Source organism: Streptomyces sp. NPDC048111 (assembly GCF_043202815.1).
Taxonomy (GTDB): Bacteria; Actinomycetota; Actinomycetes; order Streptomycetales; family Streptomycetaceae; genus Streptomyces.
The window spans coordinates 175,493-192,040 of the sequence record NZ_JBIDBD010000012.1; the positions used below are offsets into that span (position 1 = coordinate 175,493).

Below are 16,548 nucleotides of genomic sequence, written 5' to 3' on the forward strand. Positions count from 1 at the left end.
ACCCGCCCGCCACGCCGGGAACCTGCCCTCACCCCCCGGCCATCAGTCCCGTCTGCACCAGCGGTTTCCCGCGCCTGCGCGAGACGAAGACGCCGCGGCCCGGCGGCATGGGCCGGGGCCGGACACCGGCCAGCAGATCGCCCTCGGCCGGATCGCCGGACAGGACCACGCCCTGGGCGCCCAGCTCCTTCATGCGCTGGGTGAACGGCTCGTACGCGGCCCGTCCCGCGCCGGCCGTGGAGCGGGCGACGACGAAGCGGACGCCGACGTCGCGGGCGAAGGGCAGCAGCGCGGTGAGGCGGCCGAACGGATTGCCGCCGGACGTCGCGACCAGGTCGTAGTCATCGACGACCACGTACACCGAGGGCCCGCGCCACCAACTGCGTTCGCGCAGCTGCCGCGCGGTGACCTCCGCACTCGGCGCACGGCGCCGCATCAGCTCGGCCAGCGCCTCCATGTGGTGGTCCATGGCGCCGGACAGCGGGACGTACTCGGCCAGATGGGACGGCGGGGCCGCGCCGAGCAGGGACCGCCGGTCGTCCACCACGAACAGCTTGCAGGCCTCCCCGTCGTACCGCCGCGCGAGCTGGGTGATCAGCAGGCGCAGCAGGTTCGACTTGCCGGACTCGCCCTCGCCGAAGACGAGCAGGAAGGGATCCTGCTCGAAGTCGACGAACACCGGCTCCAGGCCGTCCTCGTCGAGCGCGAACGCGATCCCGCGCCCCGGCTCGGCCTGGCCGGGCGGGAGGTGGGCCTCGGGCAGGGCGCGCGGCAGCAGGCGCACCGCGGGCGCGCCCGGCGCCGTCCAGTGCCGTGCCACTTCGGCGGCCAGGGCCGACGTCGCCGCGGCGAGGCCGCTGTCGGACGCCACCGCGTCGATGCGCGGCACCGCCGCCATGAAGTGCGCCTTCTGCGGGGACTGGCCGCGTCCGGGCACCCCGACGGGCACGGCGGCGGCCACCCTGCGGTCGAACTCGGAGTCCATGGCGTCGCCGAGCCGGAGCTCCAGCCGGTTCACCAGGTGGTCCTTGAGGTTCGCCCTGACCTCCATGGAGCGCGAGGCCGTCAGCACCAGGTGGACGCCGTGGCCCAGGCCGCGCGCCGCGATGTCCAGGACGACCTGCTCCAGACCCTCGTACTCGGCACGGAAGGTGCCCCAGCCGTCGATCACCAGGAACACGTCGCCCCACGGCTGGACGGCCGCCGTGCCGCTGCCGCGCGCCCGCCGGTCCCGGAAGTCGGCCATGGAGGCGATGCCCGCCGCGCGGAAGTACTCCTCGCGCCGGGTCAGCACCCCGTACACCTCGGCCACAGTACGGCGCACCCGTTCCGGGTCGAGCCGCGAGGCGATGCCGCCGACGTGCGGCAGGGCGGACAGCGCCGCCATGCCGCCGCCACCGAAGTCCAGACAGTAGAACTGCACCTCGTGCGGGGTGTGGGTCAGCGCGAAGGACGCCATCAGGGTGCGCACCAGCGTCGACTTGCCGGACCGCGGGCCGCCCAGGACCTGCAGATGGCCGGCCGCGCCCGAGAAGTCGCACCACAGGGGCTCGCGGCGCTGCTCGTACGGCTTGTCGACCAGGCCGAGCGGCACCACGAGCCGCCCCGCGCCCTCCTGGCCGGGCCGGGTGAACCCGCGCCCGGGCACGGGCGCGAGCCCCGGCAGCAACTGGTCCAGGGCCGGCGGACTTTCCAGGGGCGGCAGCCACACCTGGTGGGCGGCGGGGCCGCGCCCTTCGAGCCGGCGCACGATCACGTCGAGCACCGTGTCGGCGAGCGCGTCGTCCGCCCGCGGTCCGCGCGCGGTGCGGGGGGCGGGCACCGTCGGCGGGGCGTACGTCACCGGCACCTCGGCGGCGGTGAACAGGACGGGCCGGCGGTCCACGGGCAGCGGACCGCCGGGCGCCGCCGAGGGGCCGGGGCCGGTACGGTGCACGCCGGAGACGTACGCCGCCTTGAACCGGACCATCTCGTCGGTGCCGGACTTCAGATGGCCGGAGCCCGGCACGCTCGGCAGGTGGTAGGCGTCGGGGACGCCGAGGGCCGCGCGCGACTCGGCGGCCGAGAAGGTCCGCAGACCGATCCGGTAGGAGAGGTAGGTCTCCAGGCCCCGCAGCCTGCCCTCCTCCAGGCGCTGCGAGGCGAGCAGCAGATGCACGCCGAGCGAGCGCCCGATGCGGCCGATCTGCACGAACATGTCGATGAAGTCCGGCTTCGCGGTGAGCAGTTCGCTGAATTCGTCGATGACCAGGACGAGCGAGGGCAGCGGCTCCAGAGGCGCCCCGGCCAGGCGGGCGCGCTCGTAGGAATGGACATGGGCGTAGTGGCCCGCGTCGCGCAGCGTCTCCTGGCGGCGGTTGAGCTCGCCGCGGATCGAGTCGCCCATGCGGTCCACGAGCGTCAGGTCGTCGGCGAGATTGGTGATGACGGCCGCGACGTGCGGCAGTCGCGCCATGCCGGCGAAGGTGGCCCCGCCCTTGAAGTCGGCGAGGACGAAGTTCAGGGTCTGCGAGGAGTGCGTCACCGCCAGACCGAGGACCAGCGTGCGCAGCAGCTCCGACTTGCCGGAACCGGTGGCGCCGACGCACAGGCCGTGCGGCCCCATGCCGTCCTGCGCGGCCTCCTTCAGATCGAGCATCACCGGACGGCCGTCCTCGTCCACCCCGATCGGCACCCGCAGCCGCTCGGCGGGCGACCGGGTCCGCCAGGTGCGGGCGGTGTCCACCGCGTCCGCGTCCCCGAGGCCGAGCAGATCGGTGAACTCCAGATCGGCCAGCAGGGGTTCCGCGTCGTCGCCGTCGCAGGCCAGGCGCAGCGGGGCGAGCCGGCGGGCCAGCGCGTCGGCCGCCTCGTACGACAGGAGGTCGGGCGTGCCCTCGTACACCGGGCCGTGCCCCGACTCCAGGCGCAGCGACCCCGGCCGCACCTCCACCGCCAAGTCACCGCGCATGCGGCCGGGTTCACCGGGTGCGACCTCGACGAGCGTGACCCCCTGGAGCCCCTCGTCCGCCCCCGGCGCCGACACCCCGTCGAGCACGACGACGACGTGCGGCTGGTCGGGCAGCGGCGCGCCCTGCGGATGGAAGCGCGGGCGGCCGGCGAGGTGCGGGGCGAGCAGTTCTTCGAGCCCGGCGGCGCTGCGGCTGTACAGACGCCTGCTGCCCGCACCGTCGCCCGGCCCCTGCGCCTGGGTGTGCGGCAGCCACTTCGTCCACTCCCAGTGCGCGGCGGCCGACGGCGCGCAGGCGACCGCGACGACCAGGTCGTCGGGGGAGTGCAGGCTCACGAGCGAGGCGATCAGGGCGCGCACCGAGGCACGCGCCGCCTCCGGCTCGCCGCCGACCGCCAGATGGTGGAAGGCCCGCAGCGACACCGCCATCGGCAGGCCTTCGACCGTCCGGTGGGTGGAGACGAAGCGCTGGACCGCGCCCGCCGTCAGCGGTTCGAGCCGGTCGACCGGCGCGGTCTGCGGCGCCACCAGCGCGACGGCCAGGGCCTGCGGGCCGAGCCCCACGCGCACCTGCCCGAAGTCCTCGTCGCCCGGGCGGCGTTCCCACACCCGGCTGCCCTCGGCCACCAGCGCCCACAGCTGCTCGGGGCAGGGGTGCAGGTAGTACTGCGCGTCGCGCTGCCGGCGCGCGGCCCGGGCCGCCGCGCGGCGCGCCTGGCCGAGCTGGCGCAGACGGTCGCGGCGCAGGTCCGCCAACTGCCCCTGGGGCCCCCGGCGATGGCGCACGATCATCGCCACCGTCATGGCGGCCGTCGACGCGATCATCAGCATGCCCATGACCTTCATGAACGGCGGGGAGTTCGGCAGGAAGAAGAACACCACGGAACCGCCCATGCCCAGGAGCGGCAGAAGGTGCATCAGCGCACTCTCCTGCTGCCCCCGCGGCAGCTCCGGCGGGGCCGGCAGGACGACCTCCGCCGTGGGCACCCCGGGGGGTGGAATCCGGGGCGGACGCTTGACGACGATGTGGCTCACGAAGCACCAATTCTGTTGGCAGCCGCGGGAGTTCGGCCCGCCGCACGGGGTGCGGAGGGCGCGGCGGCGGCAGGATCCTACTGATCCGCGCGACCGCCGGGCGGCGCTAGTGTTCCGCCCGTTCGCACGAGCCCCGCGAACACGGAGAGGACGACCGGACCCCGGCCCCGGCGACCACCGGCCCGGCCGGTACGCCGGTACGCCGGCACTCGAAAGCCGAAAGCCCGAAAGCCCGAAAGCCCGAAAGCCCGGCAGCCACGGCCGCCATCCGGCATCCGGGGTGGTACGCCCGTACGCCCGTACGCGGGCACCCGAAAGCCCGGCCGCCACGGACGCCGGGCCGCCCCCCCCGACAGTCCGGCGCCACGGACGCCCGGCCGCCCCCCGACGGCCCGGCCCGCGCGCCGGCACCCGACAGCCACAGGAAGGGGAACCGAGGGTGAGCACGCCGACCACCACGGCCGCGACGGACGGACCCGGCCCGCCCGGCCCGCCCGCCGGAGCGGGCCCCGGCTTCTGCCGGGTGACCGTCGTCGCGCCGGACGGCCGCGTCGACGTGGCACTGCCCGACGACGTCCCGGTCGCCGACCTGTGCCCCGAGATCCTGCGGCTGGCCCGGCACAGCCCCGCCGAGGGCGCCCTGGTCGGCCACTTCCTGGTCCGCCTCGACGGCGCCGTCCTCGACGGCGCCCGCTCGCTCGCCGCCCAGTCGGTCCTGGACGGCGAGCTGCTGCTCCTTCGACCGTTCGCCCGGTCCCTGCCGCCCGCCGTCTTCGACGACGTCCCGGAGGCCGTCGCCGCCGCGGTCACCCGCGACCGCGCCCTGTGGCACCCCGGCCTGACCCGCGCCGCGGGCCTCACCGGCGGCGCCGTCCTGCCCGCGCTGCTCGCCCTCGCCGCCTGGAGCGGCGACGCGCGCCACGACATGCACGGCCCCTGCGGCGTCCTCGCCGCCGTCGCGGGAGCGCTCTGGCTCGCCGTCGCCGCCGTACGCGCCCGGATCTACGACGACCAGCCGTCCGCCGTCGCCCTCGGCCTCGGCGCGCTCCCCAACCTCGCGGTGGCCGGTTCCGGGCTCCTCCCGCTCGCCGCCCACCACGGGCCCGGCCGGCTCCAGCTGCTGCTCGCCGTCGCCGCCGTCCTGGTCGCCGCGCTGCTGCTCACCCTGCTCTCGCCCCGAGGCGACGCCCCCTTCGTCGCCTGCCTCTCGGCCTCGGCGGCCGGCGCGCTCGTCGTGTTCGCCGCGATCCTCACCGGCACGACCCCCGCCGAGACCGCCGCCGTATGCACCCAGCTCGCCGTCGCCGCGCTCGCCTTCCTGCCCGGCCTCGCGCTGCGCCTCGCCCGGCTGCCCATCGGCTACGACGCCCCCCACGGCTCCCGGCGCGACCCCGACGACGGCGAACCGCGGCCCGTGGACGCCGAGCGCATCGCCGGCCTGGCCCGCCGGGGCCACGACATCCTCGCCGGGCTCGTCGGCGGCTGCGCCCTGCTCACCGTCGCGGGCGCCGCCGTCCTCGGCTTCGGCGACAACCCCTGGGGCCGCCTCCTGGCCCTGGCCACCGGCGCCGCCCTGCTGATGCGCGCCCACCTCTTCCGCCACACCAGCCAGGTCGCCGCCACCCTGGCCGGCGGCTTCGGCACCCTCGTGCTGCTCGGCATCGGCCTGTGCCGCACCGCCCCGGCCCCCCTCACCGGGGCCGCCCTGCCGGGCGACACCGCCGGCCCCGACCTCCGTACGCTGTGGCTGACCGCCGCGATCGCGCTGGCCGCGGCCCTGGTCACCGCCATCGCGCTGATCGTGCCCAGCCGCGGGGTGACCCCGTTCTGGGGCCGCTTCCTGGAGATCGCGGAGGGGTTCGTCCTGCTCACCCTGCTGCCACTCACCCTGGCCGTCTTCGACGTGTACGCGCGGGCGCGCGCCCTGACCGGCTGAGCGGCCGTCCCCGCGCACCCAGGGGTCCGGTCAACCGCCACCCGGGGTACTGGTACGCTGTGTGACGGCCGTTTGTGTACGCGTTTCCGGATCATCTGGGAGCTGCGCTCATCGGACCTTCGCCTCCGAGTCATGGAAGCTCCCCAGAGATCAAGACCTGGGGCACTCGCGGGCGCATCGAACCACAACGAGGAGTAAGCGTGCCGCTCGACGCCGCTACGAAGAAGCAGATCATGTCCGAGTTCGGCCAGAAGGAGGGCGACACCGGCTCCCCCGAGGTCCAGGTCGCCATGCTCTCGCGCCGCATCTCCGACCTGACGGAGCACCTCAAGACCCACAAGCACGACCACCACTCCCGTCGTGGTCTGCTGATCCTCGTCGGCCAGCGCCGCCGCCTTCTGCAGTACCTGGCCAAGAAGGACATCCAGCGCTTCCGTACGCTGGTCGACCGCCTGGGCATCCGCCGCGGTGCGGCCGGCGGCGCCCGCTGAGCATGCAGTCGAGGGGAGCGGTTCCCACCTATTAGGGGGCCGCTCCCTTTGCTGTACGTGCGAGACGTACCGAACGCTCAGTAGTCTGGTACGGACAACAGAAAACGCAGCACCGAAGACGCTTCACCACGACGCGCGAGCAGAGGTCCTCCTCCCGCCGCCGGTCCTCGGTAGTGGCCCCCGGAACGCACAGGAAGACCGGGTGCTTCGATCGAAGACCGGCCCGCCCCCGAGGGGACGCTTCTCCGCCGTCGCCCCACCGTCTCCCCGCCACACGGGCCCGGAGACGAAAAGACGACAATGCAGCCAAGCAAATGGAGAAATCACTAGTGGAGAACGAGACCCACTACGCCGAGGCCGTCATCGACAACGGCACCTTCGGCACCCGCACCATCCGCTTCGAGACGGGCCGCCTCGCCAAGCAGGCCGCCGGCTCCGCCGTGGCGTACCTGGACGACGACACCATGGTCCTCTCGGCGACCACCGCGTCCAAGAAGCCCAAGGACCAGCTCGACTTCTTCCCCCTGACGGTGGACGTCGAGGAGCGGCAGTACGCGGCCGGCAAGATCCCCGGCTCCTTCTTCCGCCGCGAGGGCCGCCCCTCCGAGGACGCGATCCTCACCTGCCGTCTGATCGACCGCCCGCTGCGCCCGTCCTTCAAGAAGGGCCTGCGCAACGAGATCCAGGTCGTCGCGACGATCATGGCGCTCAACCCCGACCACCTGTACGACGTCGTCGCGATCAACGCCGCGTCCGCGTCCACGCAGCTGGCCGGCCTGCCCTTCTCCGGCCCGATCGGCGGCGTCCGCGTCGCGCTGATCAACGGCCAGTGGGTCGCCTTCCCGACGCACAGCGAGCTCGAGGACGCCGTCTTCGACATGGTCGTCGCGGGTCGCGCCCTCGAGGACGGCGACGTCGCGATCATGATGGTCGAGGCCGAGGCCACCGAGAAGACCATCCAGCTGGTCAAGGGCGGCGCCGAGGCGCCCACCGAGGAGGTCGTCGCCTCCGGCCTCGACGCCGCGAAGCCCTTCATCAAGGTCCTCTGCAAGGCCCAGGCCGACCTCGCCGCCAAGGCCGCGAAGCCGACCGGCGAGTTCCCGGTCTTCCTCGACTACCAGGACGACGTCCTGGAGGCGCTGACCGCCGCCGTCAAGGGCGAGCTCGCCCAGGCGCTCACCATCGCCGGCAAGCAGGACCGCGAGGCCGAGCTGGACCGCGTCAAGGAGATCGCCGCCGACAAGCTGCTCCCGCAGTTCGAGGGCCGCGAGAAGGAGATCTCCGCCGCGTACCGCGCGCTGACCAAGAAGCTGGTCCGCGAGCGCGTCATCAAGGACAAGGTCCGCATCGACGGCCGTGGCATCACGGACATCCGTACGCTGGCCGCCGAGGTCGAGGCCATCCCGCGCGTGCACGGCTCGGCGCTGTTCGAGCGTGGCGAGACCCAGATCCTGGGCGTCACCACCCTCAACATGCTCCGCATGGAGCAGCAGCTGGACACCCTCTCCCCGGTGACCCGCAAGCGCTACATGCACAACTACAACTTCCCGCCGTACTCGGTCGGCGAGACCGGCCGCGTGGGCTCGCCCAAGCGCCGCGAGATCGGCCACGGCGCGCTCGCCGAGCGCGCCATCGTGCCGGTCCTGCCGACGCGCGAGGAGTTCCCCTACGCGATCCGCCAGGTGTCCGAGGCCCTCGGCTCCAACGGCTCGACGTCCATGGGCTCGGTCTGCGCCTCCACCATGTCGCTCCTGAACGCCGGTGTGCCGCTCAAGGCCCCCGTCGCCGGTATCGCCATGGGCCTCATCTCCCAGGAGATCGACGGCAAGACGCACTACGTCGCGCTCACCGACATCCTCGGCGCCGAGGACGCGTTCGGCGACATGGACTTCAAGGTCGCCGGCACCAAGGAGTTCGTCACCGCGCTCCAGCTCGACACCAAGCTCGACGGCATCCCGGCCTCCGTCCTGGCCGCCGCCCTCAAGCAGGCCCGTGACGCCCGCCTCCACATCCTCGACGTGATGATGGAAGCGATCGACACGCCGGACGAGATGTCCCCCAACGCCCCGCGGATCATCACCGTCAAGATCCCCGTGGACAAGATCGGCGAGGTCATCGGCCCCAAGGGCAAGATGATCAACCAGATCCAGGAGGACACCGGCGCCGAGATCACGATCGAGGACGACGGCACCATCTACATCGGTGCCCAGATCGGCTCGCAGGCCGAGGCCGCCCGCGCCACGATCAACGGCATCGCCAACCCGACCATGCCGGAGGTCGGCGAGCGCTACCTGGGTACGGTCGTCAAGACCACCACCTTCGGTGCCTTCGTCTCCCTGATGCCCGGCAAGGACGGTCTGCTGCACATCTCGCAGATCCGCAAGCTCGCCGGCGGCAAGCGCGTGGAGAACGTCGAGGACGTGCTGGGCGTGGGCTCCAAGGTCCAGGTCGAGATCGCCGAGATCGACTCCCGCGGCAAGCTCTCCCTGGTCCCCGTGATCGAGGGCGAGACGGCCGACGACGCCGAGAAGGACGACTCGGCCAAGTGACGTCCCGTAGTTCCGCGACGACGGCCCGCACCTCTTCGGAGGGGCGGGCCGTCGCCCGTACCCAAACGCTTCTGAAGGGTCAGAACGGCATCGGCACCGTCCGCCGCACGACCCTCCCCGGCGGCCTGCGGGTCGTCACCGAAACCCTTCCCTCCGTACGGTCGGCGACCTTCGGCATCTGGGTCCAGGTGGGCTCGCGCGACGAGACGCCGACGCTGAACGGCGCCACCCACTATCTGGAGCACCTCCTCTTCAAGGGCACCAGGAAGCGCAGTGCCCTCGACATCTCCTCCGCGCTCGACGCGGTCGGCGGAGAGATGAACGCCTTCACGGCGAAGGAGTACACCTGCTACTACGCACGGGTGCTCGACACCGACCTGCCGCTGGCCATCGACGTCGTGTGCGACATGCTCACCGACTCGCTGATCCGCGCCGAGGACGTCGACGCCGAACGCGGCGTCATCCTCGAAGAGATCGCCATGACCGAGGACGACCCGGGCGACTGCGTGCACGACCTGTTCGCGCACACCATGCTCGGCGACACCCCCCTCGGCCGCCCGGTCCTCGGCACCGTCGACACGATCAACGCCCTGACCCCGGCGCAGATCTCCCGCTTCTACAAGAAGCACTACGACCCGCGCCACCTGGTCGTCGCGGCCGCCGGCAACGTCGACCACGCCACCGTCGTGCGCCAGGTCCGCAAGGCCTTCGAGAAGGCCGGCGCGCTGTCGCACACGGACGCCGTCCCGCTCACCCCGCGCGGCGGCTCGCGCACCCTGAAGGCCACCGGCCGGATGGAACTGCTCAACCGCCGCACCGAGCAGGCCCACGTGGTCCTCGGCATGCCGGGCCTGGCCCGTACCGACGAGCGCCGCTGGGCGCTCGGCGTGCTGAACACCGCACTGGGCGGTGGCATGTCGTCCCGCCTGTTCCAGGAGGTCCGCGAGAAGCGCGGCCTGGCCTACAGCGTGTACTCGTACACCTCGGGCTTCGCCGACTGCGGGCTGTTCGGCGTGTACGCGGGCTGCCGGCCGAGCCAGGTCCACGACGTCCTCAAGATCTGCCGGGACGAACTGGACCGGGTCGCCGCCGACGGTCTCTCGGACGACGAGATCGGGCGCGCGGTGGGCCAGCTCTCCGGCTCCACCGTCCTCGGCCTCGAGGACACCGGGGCGCTGATGAACCGCATCGGCAAGAGCGAGCTGTGCTGGGGCGAGCAGATGTCGGTCGACGACATGCTGGCCCGGATCGCGGCCGTCACCCCGGACGAGGTCCACGAGGTGGCACGTGATGTCCTGGGGCAGCGTCCCTCGCTGTCCGTCATCGGCCCGCTGAAGGACAAGCAGGCCGACCGCCTCCACGAAGCGGTCTCGTAACCCTTAAGGAATCAAGCGAATGAGCAAGCTGCGCGTGGCGGTCCTCGGAGCCGGGGGCCGGATCGGCTCCGAGGCGGTACGGGCCGTGGAAGCCGCCGAGGACATGGAGCTGGTCGCGGCCCTCGGCCGCGGCGACGAGCTGGAGACGCTCGTTGACCGCGGCGCCCAGGTCGTCGTCGAACTGACCACTCCTGACTCGGTGATGGCCAACCTGGAGTTCTGTGTACGCCACGGGATCCACGCCGTCGTCGGCACCACGGGCTGGACCGAGGACCGCCTCGCGCAGCTGAACACCTGGCTCACCGCATCCCCGGAGACCGGGGTGCTCATCGCCCCGAACTTCTCCATCGGCGCCGTCCTGACGATGAAGTTCGCCCAGCTCGCGGCGCCCTGGTTCGAGTCCGTCGAGGTCGTCGAGCTGCACCACCCCAACAAGGTGGACGCCCCCTCCGGCACCGCCACGCGCACCGCCCAGCTCATCGCCGCGGCCCGCGCCGAGGCGGGCATGGCCCCCGCTCCCGACGCCACGGCCACCGGACTCGACGGCGCCCGCGGCGCCGACGTGGACGGTGTCCCCGTGCACGCCGTACGGTTGCGCGGTCTCCTGGCCCACCAGGAGGTGCTGCTCGGCGCCGAGGGCGAGACCCTGACCGTGCGCCACGACTCCCTGCACCACAGCAGCTTCATGCCGGGCATCCTGCTCGGCGCCCGCCGCGTGGTGACCACTCCGGGCCTCACGTTCGGCCTGGAACACTTCCTCGACCTCAACTGAGCGGCACCACCGGCCCCATGCGCGCGAAAATCACCTACCTCATCACGGCCGCCGTCCTGGTCTTCTACTTCGTCCTGGCCGGCAGCCGCGGCGTCCTGCTCATCGAGCAGGGCACCTGGATCACCGTCACCATGGGCGTGGCGGTGCTGATCCTGCCCCTGATCGGCATCTGGTTCCTGTGGGCCAACACCCGCTTCGTGACCAAGGCCAACCGCCTCGCCGCCGCCCTCGACGCCGAAGGCGGCCTGCCCGTCGACGAGTTGAGCCGCACCCCGGGCGGGCGCATCGACCGGGACTCGGCCGACGCCGTCTTCGAACGGCGCAAGGCCGAGACCGAGGACGCCCCGAACGACTGGCGCTGCTGGTTCCGTCTCGCCATCGCCTACCAGGACGCCCGGGACACCCCGCGGGCCCGCAAGGCGATGCAGCGGGCGATCGCCCTGCACGAGAACAGGCCCGCCGGGGTCTGACGCGGCGGCGCCGGCCCGCCCCCAGGGGCCGGCCGGTCAGCTCCGGCGGTACTCGTCGCCCCAGGCCTCCACCAGGTCCGCCGCGCGGTCGAAGGCCTCGTCGCGGCCGAGGAAGTCCGCGTTGCGGTCGGTGAGCAGCGGGGCGAGCGGCTCGCCGCCCTGCCGGTCGGCGAGGAGCGCCTGCCCCTGGACGGTGCGCGGCAGGCCGAGCCAGCGCACCGGCTGCTGCACCGTGTGCACCCGGGTGACGCGCGACCAGGCGACCGTGGTGGTGGTGAAGAAGGCGACCCGGCGCAGCCCGGCCCGGCTCACCCAGACCCCGACCCGCAGCAGCCGCAGCGCCGAGGCGATGACCAGCAGGGCGACGCACAGCACCGCGAACGCGCCCGCCGGAGCTCCGGCGGCAGCGATGATCACGGCGGCGAGCAGCACGAACGAGGCGAGCAGCAGCAGCACGGCCGCGGCCCCGACCCGCCACGGGCCGGGACGGTAGGGACGCCGCCAGCGGTCGTGGTCGTCGAAGGGCAGGGCGACGTCGTCGGAGTACTCACCGGGTGCGTCGACTGCGCGGTCGGCCGTCAGGAAGGGCAGGGGCACGACTGATCCTCACTCACAAGCACGCTCGATTGGGCTGTGCGGGGTGAGGCTACCCAGGAGGCAACCGTGCGGCCACCTCCGGGGTCGGGGCGCGCGTCGCCGCGTCCGGGCCGGTCAGCGGCGGTCAGCGACCGTCGGAGGCTTCCGACTGCTGGCTGTGCCCGGGCGACTGGGGGCTCTCCATGGCGGGCAGCCCGAACAGCAGCGCGCCGGTGAGCCCGGCTATCACGGTGAGCCCGACGAGCGTCCTGCCGATGAGCTGACCTGCGCTCGCGCGCTGGCGCGGCGGGGGCTCCACATTGCTGCGGTAGCGGTCGGCCTCGGCGACGAAGGCGAACGGAACGGGCTCACGCCGGCGGAACATGGGGGCCTCATCTCCTGGGAAACTCAAGGGGCTGTCGAACTGGTTGCTGCTTACTGGTACAGACGCACGGCACTGCCGATTGGTGCCCGAATTCCCCGAATTGGCCGAAGAATGTACTGACAACCCGTCAGAGTCCGGGTTGTCGGTGGCGGCCCGTAGAGTGGGCGCCGCCCGAGCGACGCAATTGGAAGGACCCGCCGGTGACCGACACCCCCGCCCCAGACCTCAAGCCCAGCTTCCGCAGCGACGTCACGGTCGACCTGGTGAAGCACGCGGCGTCCGACTCGGACGTGCTGTGGGCAGCCCGTGTCTCCACGGCGGGCGAGCAGTCCCTGGAGGAGCTCCAGAAGGACCCCGAGCGCTCCAAGGGCCTCATCAACTACCTGATGCGGGACCGGCACGGCAGCCCCTTCGAGCACAACTCGATGACCTTCTTCATCAGCGCCCCGATCTTCGTCTTCCGCGAGTTCATGCGGCACCGCGTGGGCTGGTCCTACAACGAGGAATCGGGCCGGTACAGGGAGCTCCAGCCGGTCTTCTACGTTCCGGACGCCGAGCGCAAGCTGGTCCAGCAGGGCCGTCCCGGCAAGTACGAGTTCGTCGCGGGCTCGGCCGAGCAGCAGGAGCTGACCTCCCGCGTCATGGAGGACTCCTACCGCCGCTCCTACGAGGCGTACCAGGAGATGCTGGCGGCCGGCGTCGCCCGCGAGGTCGCCCGCGCCACCCTGCCGGTCGGCCTCTTCTCCTCGATGTACGCGACGTGCAACGCGCGGTCGCTGATGCACTTCCTCGGCCTGCGCACGCAGCACGAGCTCGCGAAGGTCCCCTCCTTCCCGCAGCGGGAGATCGAGATGGTCGGCGAGAAGATGGAGCGGGAGTGGGCCGCGCTCATGCCGCTCACCCATGCGGCGTTCAACACCAACGGCCGGGTGGCCCCGTAACCGTCCCGGTCGGCGGGCGCGCGGACCATACCGGCACAGATGTGCGGATACGCCGCGCAAAGTGTCCGTATTGCGGCGTTTCGTGAAGTTCATCTAGGCTGATCAAACGGACCCGGCACTGCTTGAACCCCCGAGCAGGCAGTGCCGGGCTCCCTCAGCCACCGGCCCCCGAGGGGGCACCCCGCGCTGAGCAGCGAGTAGCGTGTTACCCATGGCTCCGATCTCCACTCCGCAGACCCCCTTCGGGCGGGTCCTCACCGCCATGATCACGCCCTTCACGGCGGACGGCGCACTCGACCTCGACGGCGCCCAGCGACTGGCGGCCCACCTGGTCGACGCAGGCAACGACGGACTCATCGTCAACGGCACCACCGGCGAGTCCCCGACCACCAGCGACGCGGAGAAAGACCAGCTCGTACGAGCCGTACTGGAAGCGGTCGGAGACCGGGCCCACGTCGTGGCCGGAATCGGCACCAACGACACCCGCCACACCCTCGAACTCGCCCGGACGGCCGAACGCTCCGGAGCGCACGGCCTGCTCGCCGTCACGCCGTACTACAACAAGCCCCCCCAAGAGGGACTGTTCCGGCACTTCTCGGCCATCGCCGACGCCACCGAACTCCCGGTGATGCTGTACGACATCCCCGGCCGCAGCGGCGTCCCCATCGACACCGAGACCCTGGTCCGGCTGGCCGAGCACCCGCGCATCGTCGCCAACAAGGACGCCAAGGGCGACCTCGGCCGGGCGAGCTGGGCCATCGCCCGCTCCGGCCTCGCCTGGTACTCCGGCGACGACATGCTCAACCTGCCGCTCCTCTCGGTCGGCGCCTGCGGCTTCGTCTCCGTGGTCGGCCACCTCGTCACCCCCGAGCTGCGCGCCCTCCTGGACGCCTACCTCGCGGGCGACGTCCGCAAGGCCACCGAGATCCACCAGCAGCTGCTCCCCGTGTACACCGGTATGTTCCGCACCCAGGGCGTCATCACCACCAAGGCCGCCCTGGCCCGCCAGGGACTCCCGGCAGGTCCGCTGCGTCTGCCGCTCGTCGAACTCACGGCGGAGGAATCCAGCCAGCTGGCGCTCGATCTGGCAGCCGGTGGGGTACAGCTCTAACCACGGACTTCACCAGCACAGACTTCACAACTGAATACGCGCCAGACGAACGCGCGACATCACACACAACAGCAAGTGCACGAATGACATACGCGCCACGTGCCCTACCGGTACGTGGCGCGTGTGGTGAGGAGAGTCTTTTGAGTCATCCGCATCCTGAACTCGGCACCCCGCCGAAGCTTCCCAAGAACGGCCTGCGCGTCACCCCGCTCGGCGGTCTCGGCGAAATCGGCCGGAACATGACCGTCTTCGAGTTCGGCGGCCGCCTGCTCATCGTCGACTGCGGCGTCCTCTTCCCCGAGGAGGAGCAGCCCGGCATCGACCTGATCCTGCCGGACTTCAGCTCGATCCGGGACCGCCTCGACGACATCGAGGGCATCGTCCTGACGCACGGCCACGAGGACCACATCGGCGGTGTCCCCTTCCTGCTCCGCGAGAAGCCGGACATCCCGCTGATCGGCTCCAAGCTGACCCTCGCCCTGATCGAGGCGAAGCTCCAGGAGCACCGCATCCGCCCGTACACGCTGGAGGTCGCCGAGGGCGACCGCGAGCGCCTGGGCCCCTTCGACTGCGAGTTCATCGCGGTCAACCACTCCATCCCGGACGCCCTCGCGGTCGCCATCCGCACCCCCGCGGGCCTGGCCGTCGCCACCGGCGACTTCAAGATGGACCAGCTCCCGCTGGACGGCCGCCTCACCGACCTGCACGCCTTCGCGCGGCTGAGCGAGGAGGGCATCGACCTCCTCCTCTCCGACTCCACGAACGCCGAGGTCCCCGGGTTCGTGCCGCCGGAGCGGGACATCTCCAACGTCCTGCGCAACGTGTTCGCCAACGCCGACAAGCGGATCATCGTGGCCAGCTTCGCCAGCCACGTGCACCGCATCCAGCAGATCCTGGACGCGGCCCACGAGTACGGCCGCAGAGTCGCCTTCGTCGGCCGCTCGATGGTCCGCAACATGGGCATCGCCCGCGACCTCGGCTACCTGAAGGTCCCGGCCGGCCTCGTCGTCGACGTCAAGACCCTCGACGACCTGCCGGACGACGAGGTCGTCCTCGTCTGCACCGGCTCCCAGGGCGAGCCGATGGCCGCGCTCTCGCGCATGGCCAACCGCGACCACCAGATCCGGATCGTCCCGGGCGACACCGTGATCCTCGCGTCGTCGCTCATCCCGGGCAACGAGAACGCGGTCTACCGCGTCATCAACGGCCTGACCCGCTGGGGCGCCAACGTCGTCCACAAGGGCAACGCCAAGGTGCACGTCTCGGGCCACGCCTCGGCCGGCGAGCTGCTGTACTTCTACAACATCTGCAAGCCGAAGAACCTGATGCCGGTCCACGGCGAATGGCGCCACCTGCGGGCGAACGCGGAACTCGGAGCGCTCACCGGCGTCCCGAAGAACCACATCGTCATCGCCGAGGACGGCGTGGTCGTCGACCTGGTCGACGGCACCGCGCGCATCGTCGGCAAGGTCCAGGCGGGTTACGTCTACGTCGACGGCCTCTCGGTCGGCGACGTCACGGAGTCCCACCTCAAGGACCGCCGCATCCTCGGCGACGAGGGCATCATCTCGGTGTACGTGGTCGTGGACTCCAGCAGCGGCAAGATCACCAGCGGCCCGCACATCCAGGCCCGGGGTTCCGGCATCGAGGACTCGGCCTTCGGGCCCGTGGTCGCCAAGATCGAGGAAGCCCTGAACCGTTCGGCCCAGGACGGCGTCGTCGAGCCGCACCAGCTCCAGCAGCTGATCCGCCGCTCGGTCGGCAAGTGGGTCTCGGACACCTACCGCAGGCGTCCGATGATCCTCCCCGTGGTCGTCGAGGTCTGACGCACCACGGTCGTACATCCGGAGCGGGGGGGGGGGGGGGGGGGGGGGGGGGGGGGGGGGGGGGGGGGGGGGGGGGGGGTGGGGGTGGGCGGGTCGCGCACCGACCCACAGGAGGTCGGGGGGGGGGGGA

Annotated in this window: 12 protein-coding genes; 9 read left to right on the forward strand and 3 right to left on the reverse strand. The window is 72.0% G+C overall.

Annotated elements, in window-relative coordinates:
* Positions 1–28: 28 nt before the first annotated feature.
* On the reverse strand, positions 29–3,985 hold the full coding sequence (gene eccCa / locus ACGF3I_RS20905; protein ID WP_393134104.1) for a type VII secretion protein EccCa: 3,957 nt from the start codon (positions 3,983–3,985) through the stop codon (positions 29–31).
* 439 nt (positions 3,986–4,424) lie between these two features.
* On the opposite strand from eccCa, the gene eccD reads away from it, so the two are divergent.
* From eccD to ACGF3I_RS20935, 6 genes are all read left to right on the forward strand, one after another.
* Positions 4,425–5,921 (forward strand): type VII secretion integral membrane protein EccD, encoded by a 1,497-nt coding sequence (gene eccD, locus ACGF3I_RS20910; RefSeq protein ID WP_393134106.1) that lies wholly within the window; start codon positions 4,425–4,427, stop codon positions 5,919–5,921.
* A gap of 200 nt (positions 5,922–6,121) precedes the next feature.
* Entirely contained in the window at positions 6,122–6,412 is a 291-nt protein-coding gene (gene rpsO / locus ACGF3I_RS20915; RefSeq protein WP_328308872.1) for a 30S ribosomal protein S15, read from the forward strand.
* A 329-nt stretch (positions 6,413–6,741) separates the two neighbouring features.
* Positions 6,742–8,961, forward strand: a complete 2,220-nt coding sequence (locus tag ACGF3I_RS20920; RefSeq protein WP_393134108.1) for a polyribonucleotide nucleotidyltransferase — start codon at positions 6,742–6,744, stop codon at positions 8,959–8,961.
* A complete protein-coding gene (locus tag ACGF3I_RS20925) occupies positions 8,958–10,337 on the forward strand; it encodes a M16 family metallopeptidase (RefSeq protein ID WP_393134110.1) in 1,380 nt (459 codons plus the stop codon). Before ACGF3I_RS20920 ends, ACGF3I_RS20925 begins: the two co-directional genes overlap by 4 nt.
* A gap of 19 nt (positions 10,338–10,356) precedes the next feature.
* Positions 10,357–11,109 (forward strand): 4-hydroxy-tetrahydrodipicolinate reductase, encoded by a 753-nt coding sequence (dapB, locus tag ACGF3I_RS20930; protein ID WP_393134112.1) that lies wholly within the window; start codon positions 10,357–10,359, stop codon positions 11,107–11,109.
* Positions 11,110–11,126: 17 nt separating this feature from the next.
* The gene (locus ACGF3I_RS20935) at positions 11,127–11,579 is read left to right on the forward strand and encodes a tetratricopeptide repeat protein (RefSeq protein ID WP_393134114.1); all 453 of its coding nucleotides are present in this window, start codon (positions 11,127–11,129) and stop codon (positions 11,577–11,579) included.
* Positions 11,580–11,615: 36 nt separating this feature from the next.
* Here the strand turns inward: ACGF3I_RS20935 and ACGF3I_RS20940 are convergent, their stop codons facing one another.
* Together ACGF3I_RS20940 and ACGF3I_RS20945 are read right to left on the reverse strand one after the other, a co-directional pair.
* Complete coding sequence (locus tag ACGF3I_RS20940; RefSeq protein WP_393134116.1) at positions 11,616–12,176, reverse strand: hypothetical protein; 561 nt, start codon at positions 12,174–12,176, stop codon at positions 11,616–11,618.
* A gap of 124 nt (positions 12,177–12,300) precedes the next feature.
* Entirely contained in the window at positions 12,301–12,540 is a 240-nt protein-coding gene (locus ACGF3I_RS20945) for a hypothetical protein (RefSeq protein WP_393134118.1), read from the reverse strand.
* A gap of 200 nt (positions 12,541–12,740) precedes the next feature.
* Here ACGF3I_RS20945 and thyX point away from each other — a divergent pair, with 200 nt between their 5' ends.
* From thyX to ACGF3I_RS20960, 3 genes are all read left to right on the forward strand, one after another.
* A complete protein-coding gene (gene thyX / locus ACGF3I_RS20950) occupies positions 12,741–13,481 on the forward strand; it encodes an FAD-dependent thymidylate synthase (RefSeq protein ID WP_393134120.1) in 741 nt (246 codons plus the stop codon).
* Between the two features lie 211 nt (positions 13,482–13,692).
* Positions 13,693–14,592, forward strand: a complete 900-nt coding sequence (dapA, locus tag ACGF3I_RS20955) for a 4-hydroxy-tetrahydrodipicolinate synthase (RefSeq protein WP_167152876.1) — start codon at positions 13,693–13,695, stop codon at positions 14,590–14,592.
* A 140-nt stretch (positions 14,593–14,732) separates the two neighbouring features.
* The gene (locus ACGF3I_RS20960; RefSeq protein ID WP_393134122.1) at positions 14,733–16,418 is read left to right on the forward strand and encodes a ribonuclease J; all 1,686 of its coding nucleotides are present in this window, start codon (positions 14,733–14,735) and stop codon (positions 16,416–16,418) included.
* The last annotated feature ends 130 nt before the right edge of the window (positions 16,419–16,548 follow it).

Bases quoted from the DNA above. Each gene is read 5' to 3' on its own strand.
- dapB (WP_393134112.1), top strand. From the start codon at position 10,357: ATGAGCAAGCTGCGCGTGGCGGTCCTCGGAGCCGGGGGCCGGATCGGC.
- ACGF3I_RS20935 (WP_393134114.1), top strand. From the start codon at position 11,127: ATGCGCGCGAAAATCACCTACCTCATCACGGCCGCCGTCCTGGTCTTC.
- ACGF3I_RS20945 (WP_393134118.1), bottom strand. From the start codon at position 12,540: ATGTTCCGCCGGCGTGAGCCCGTTCCGTTCGCCTTCGTCGCCGAGGCC.
- dapA (WP_167152876.1), top strand. From the start codon at position 13,693: ATGGCTCCGATCTCCACTCCGCAGACCCCCTTCGGGCGGGTCCTCACC.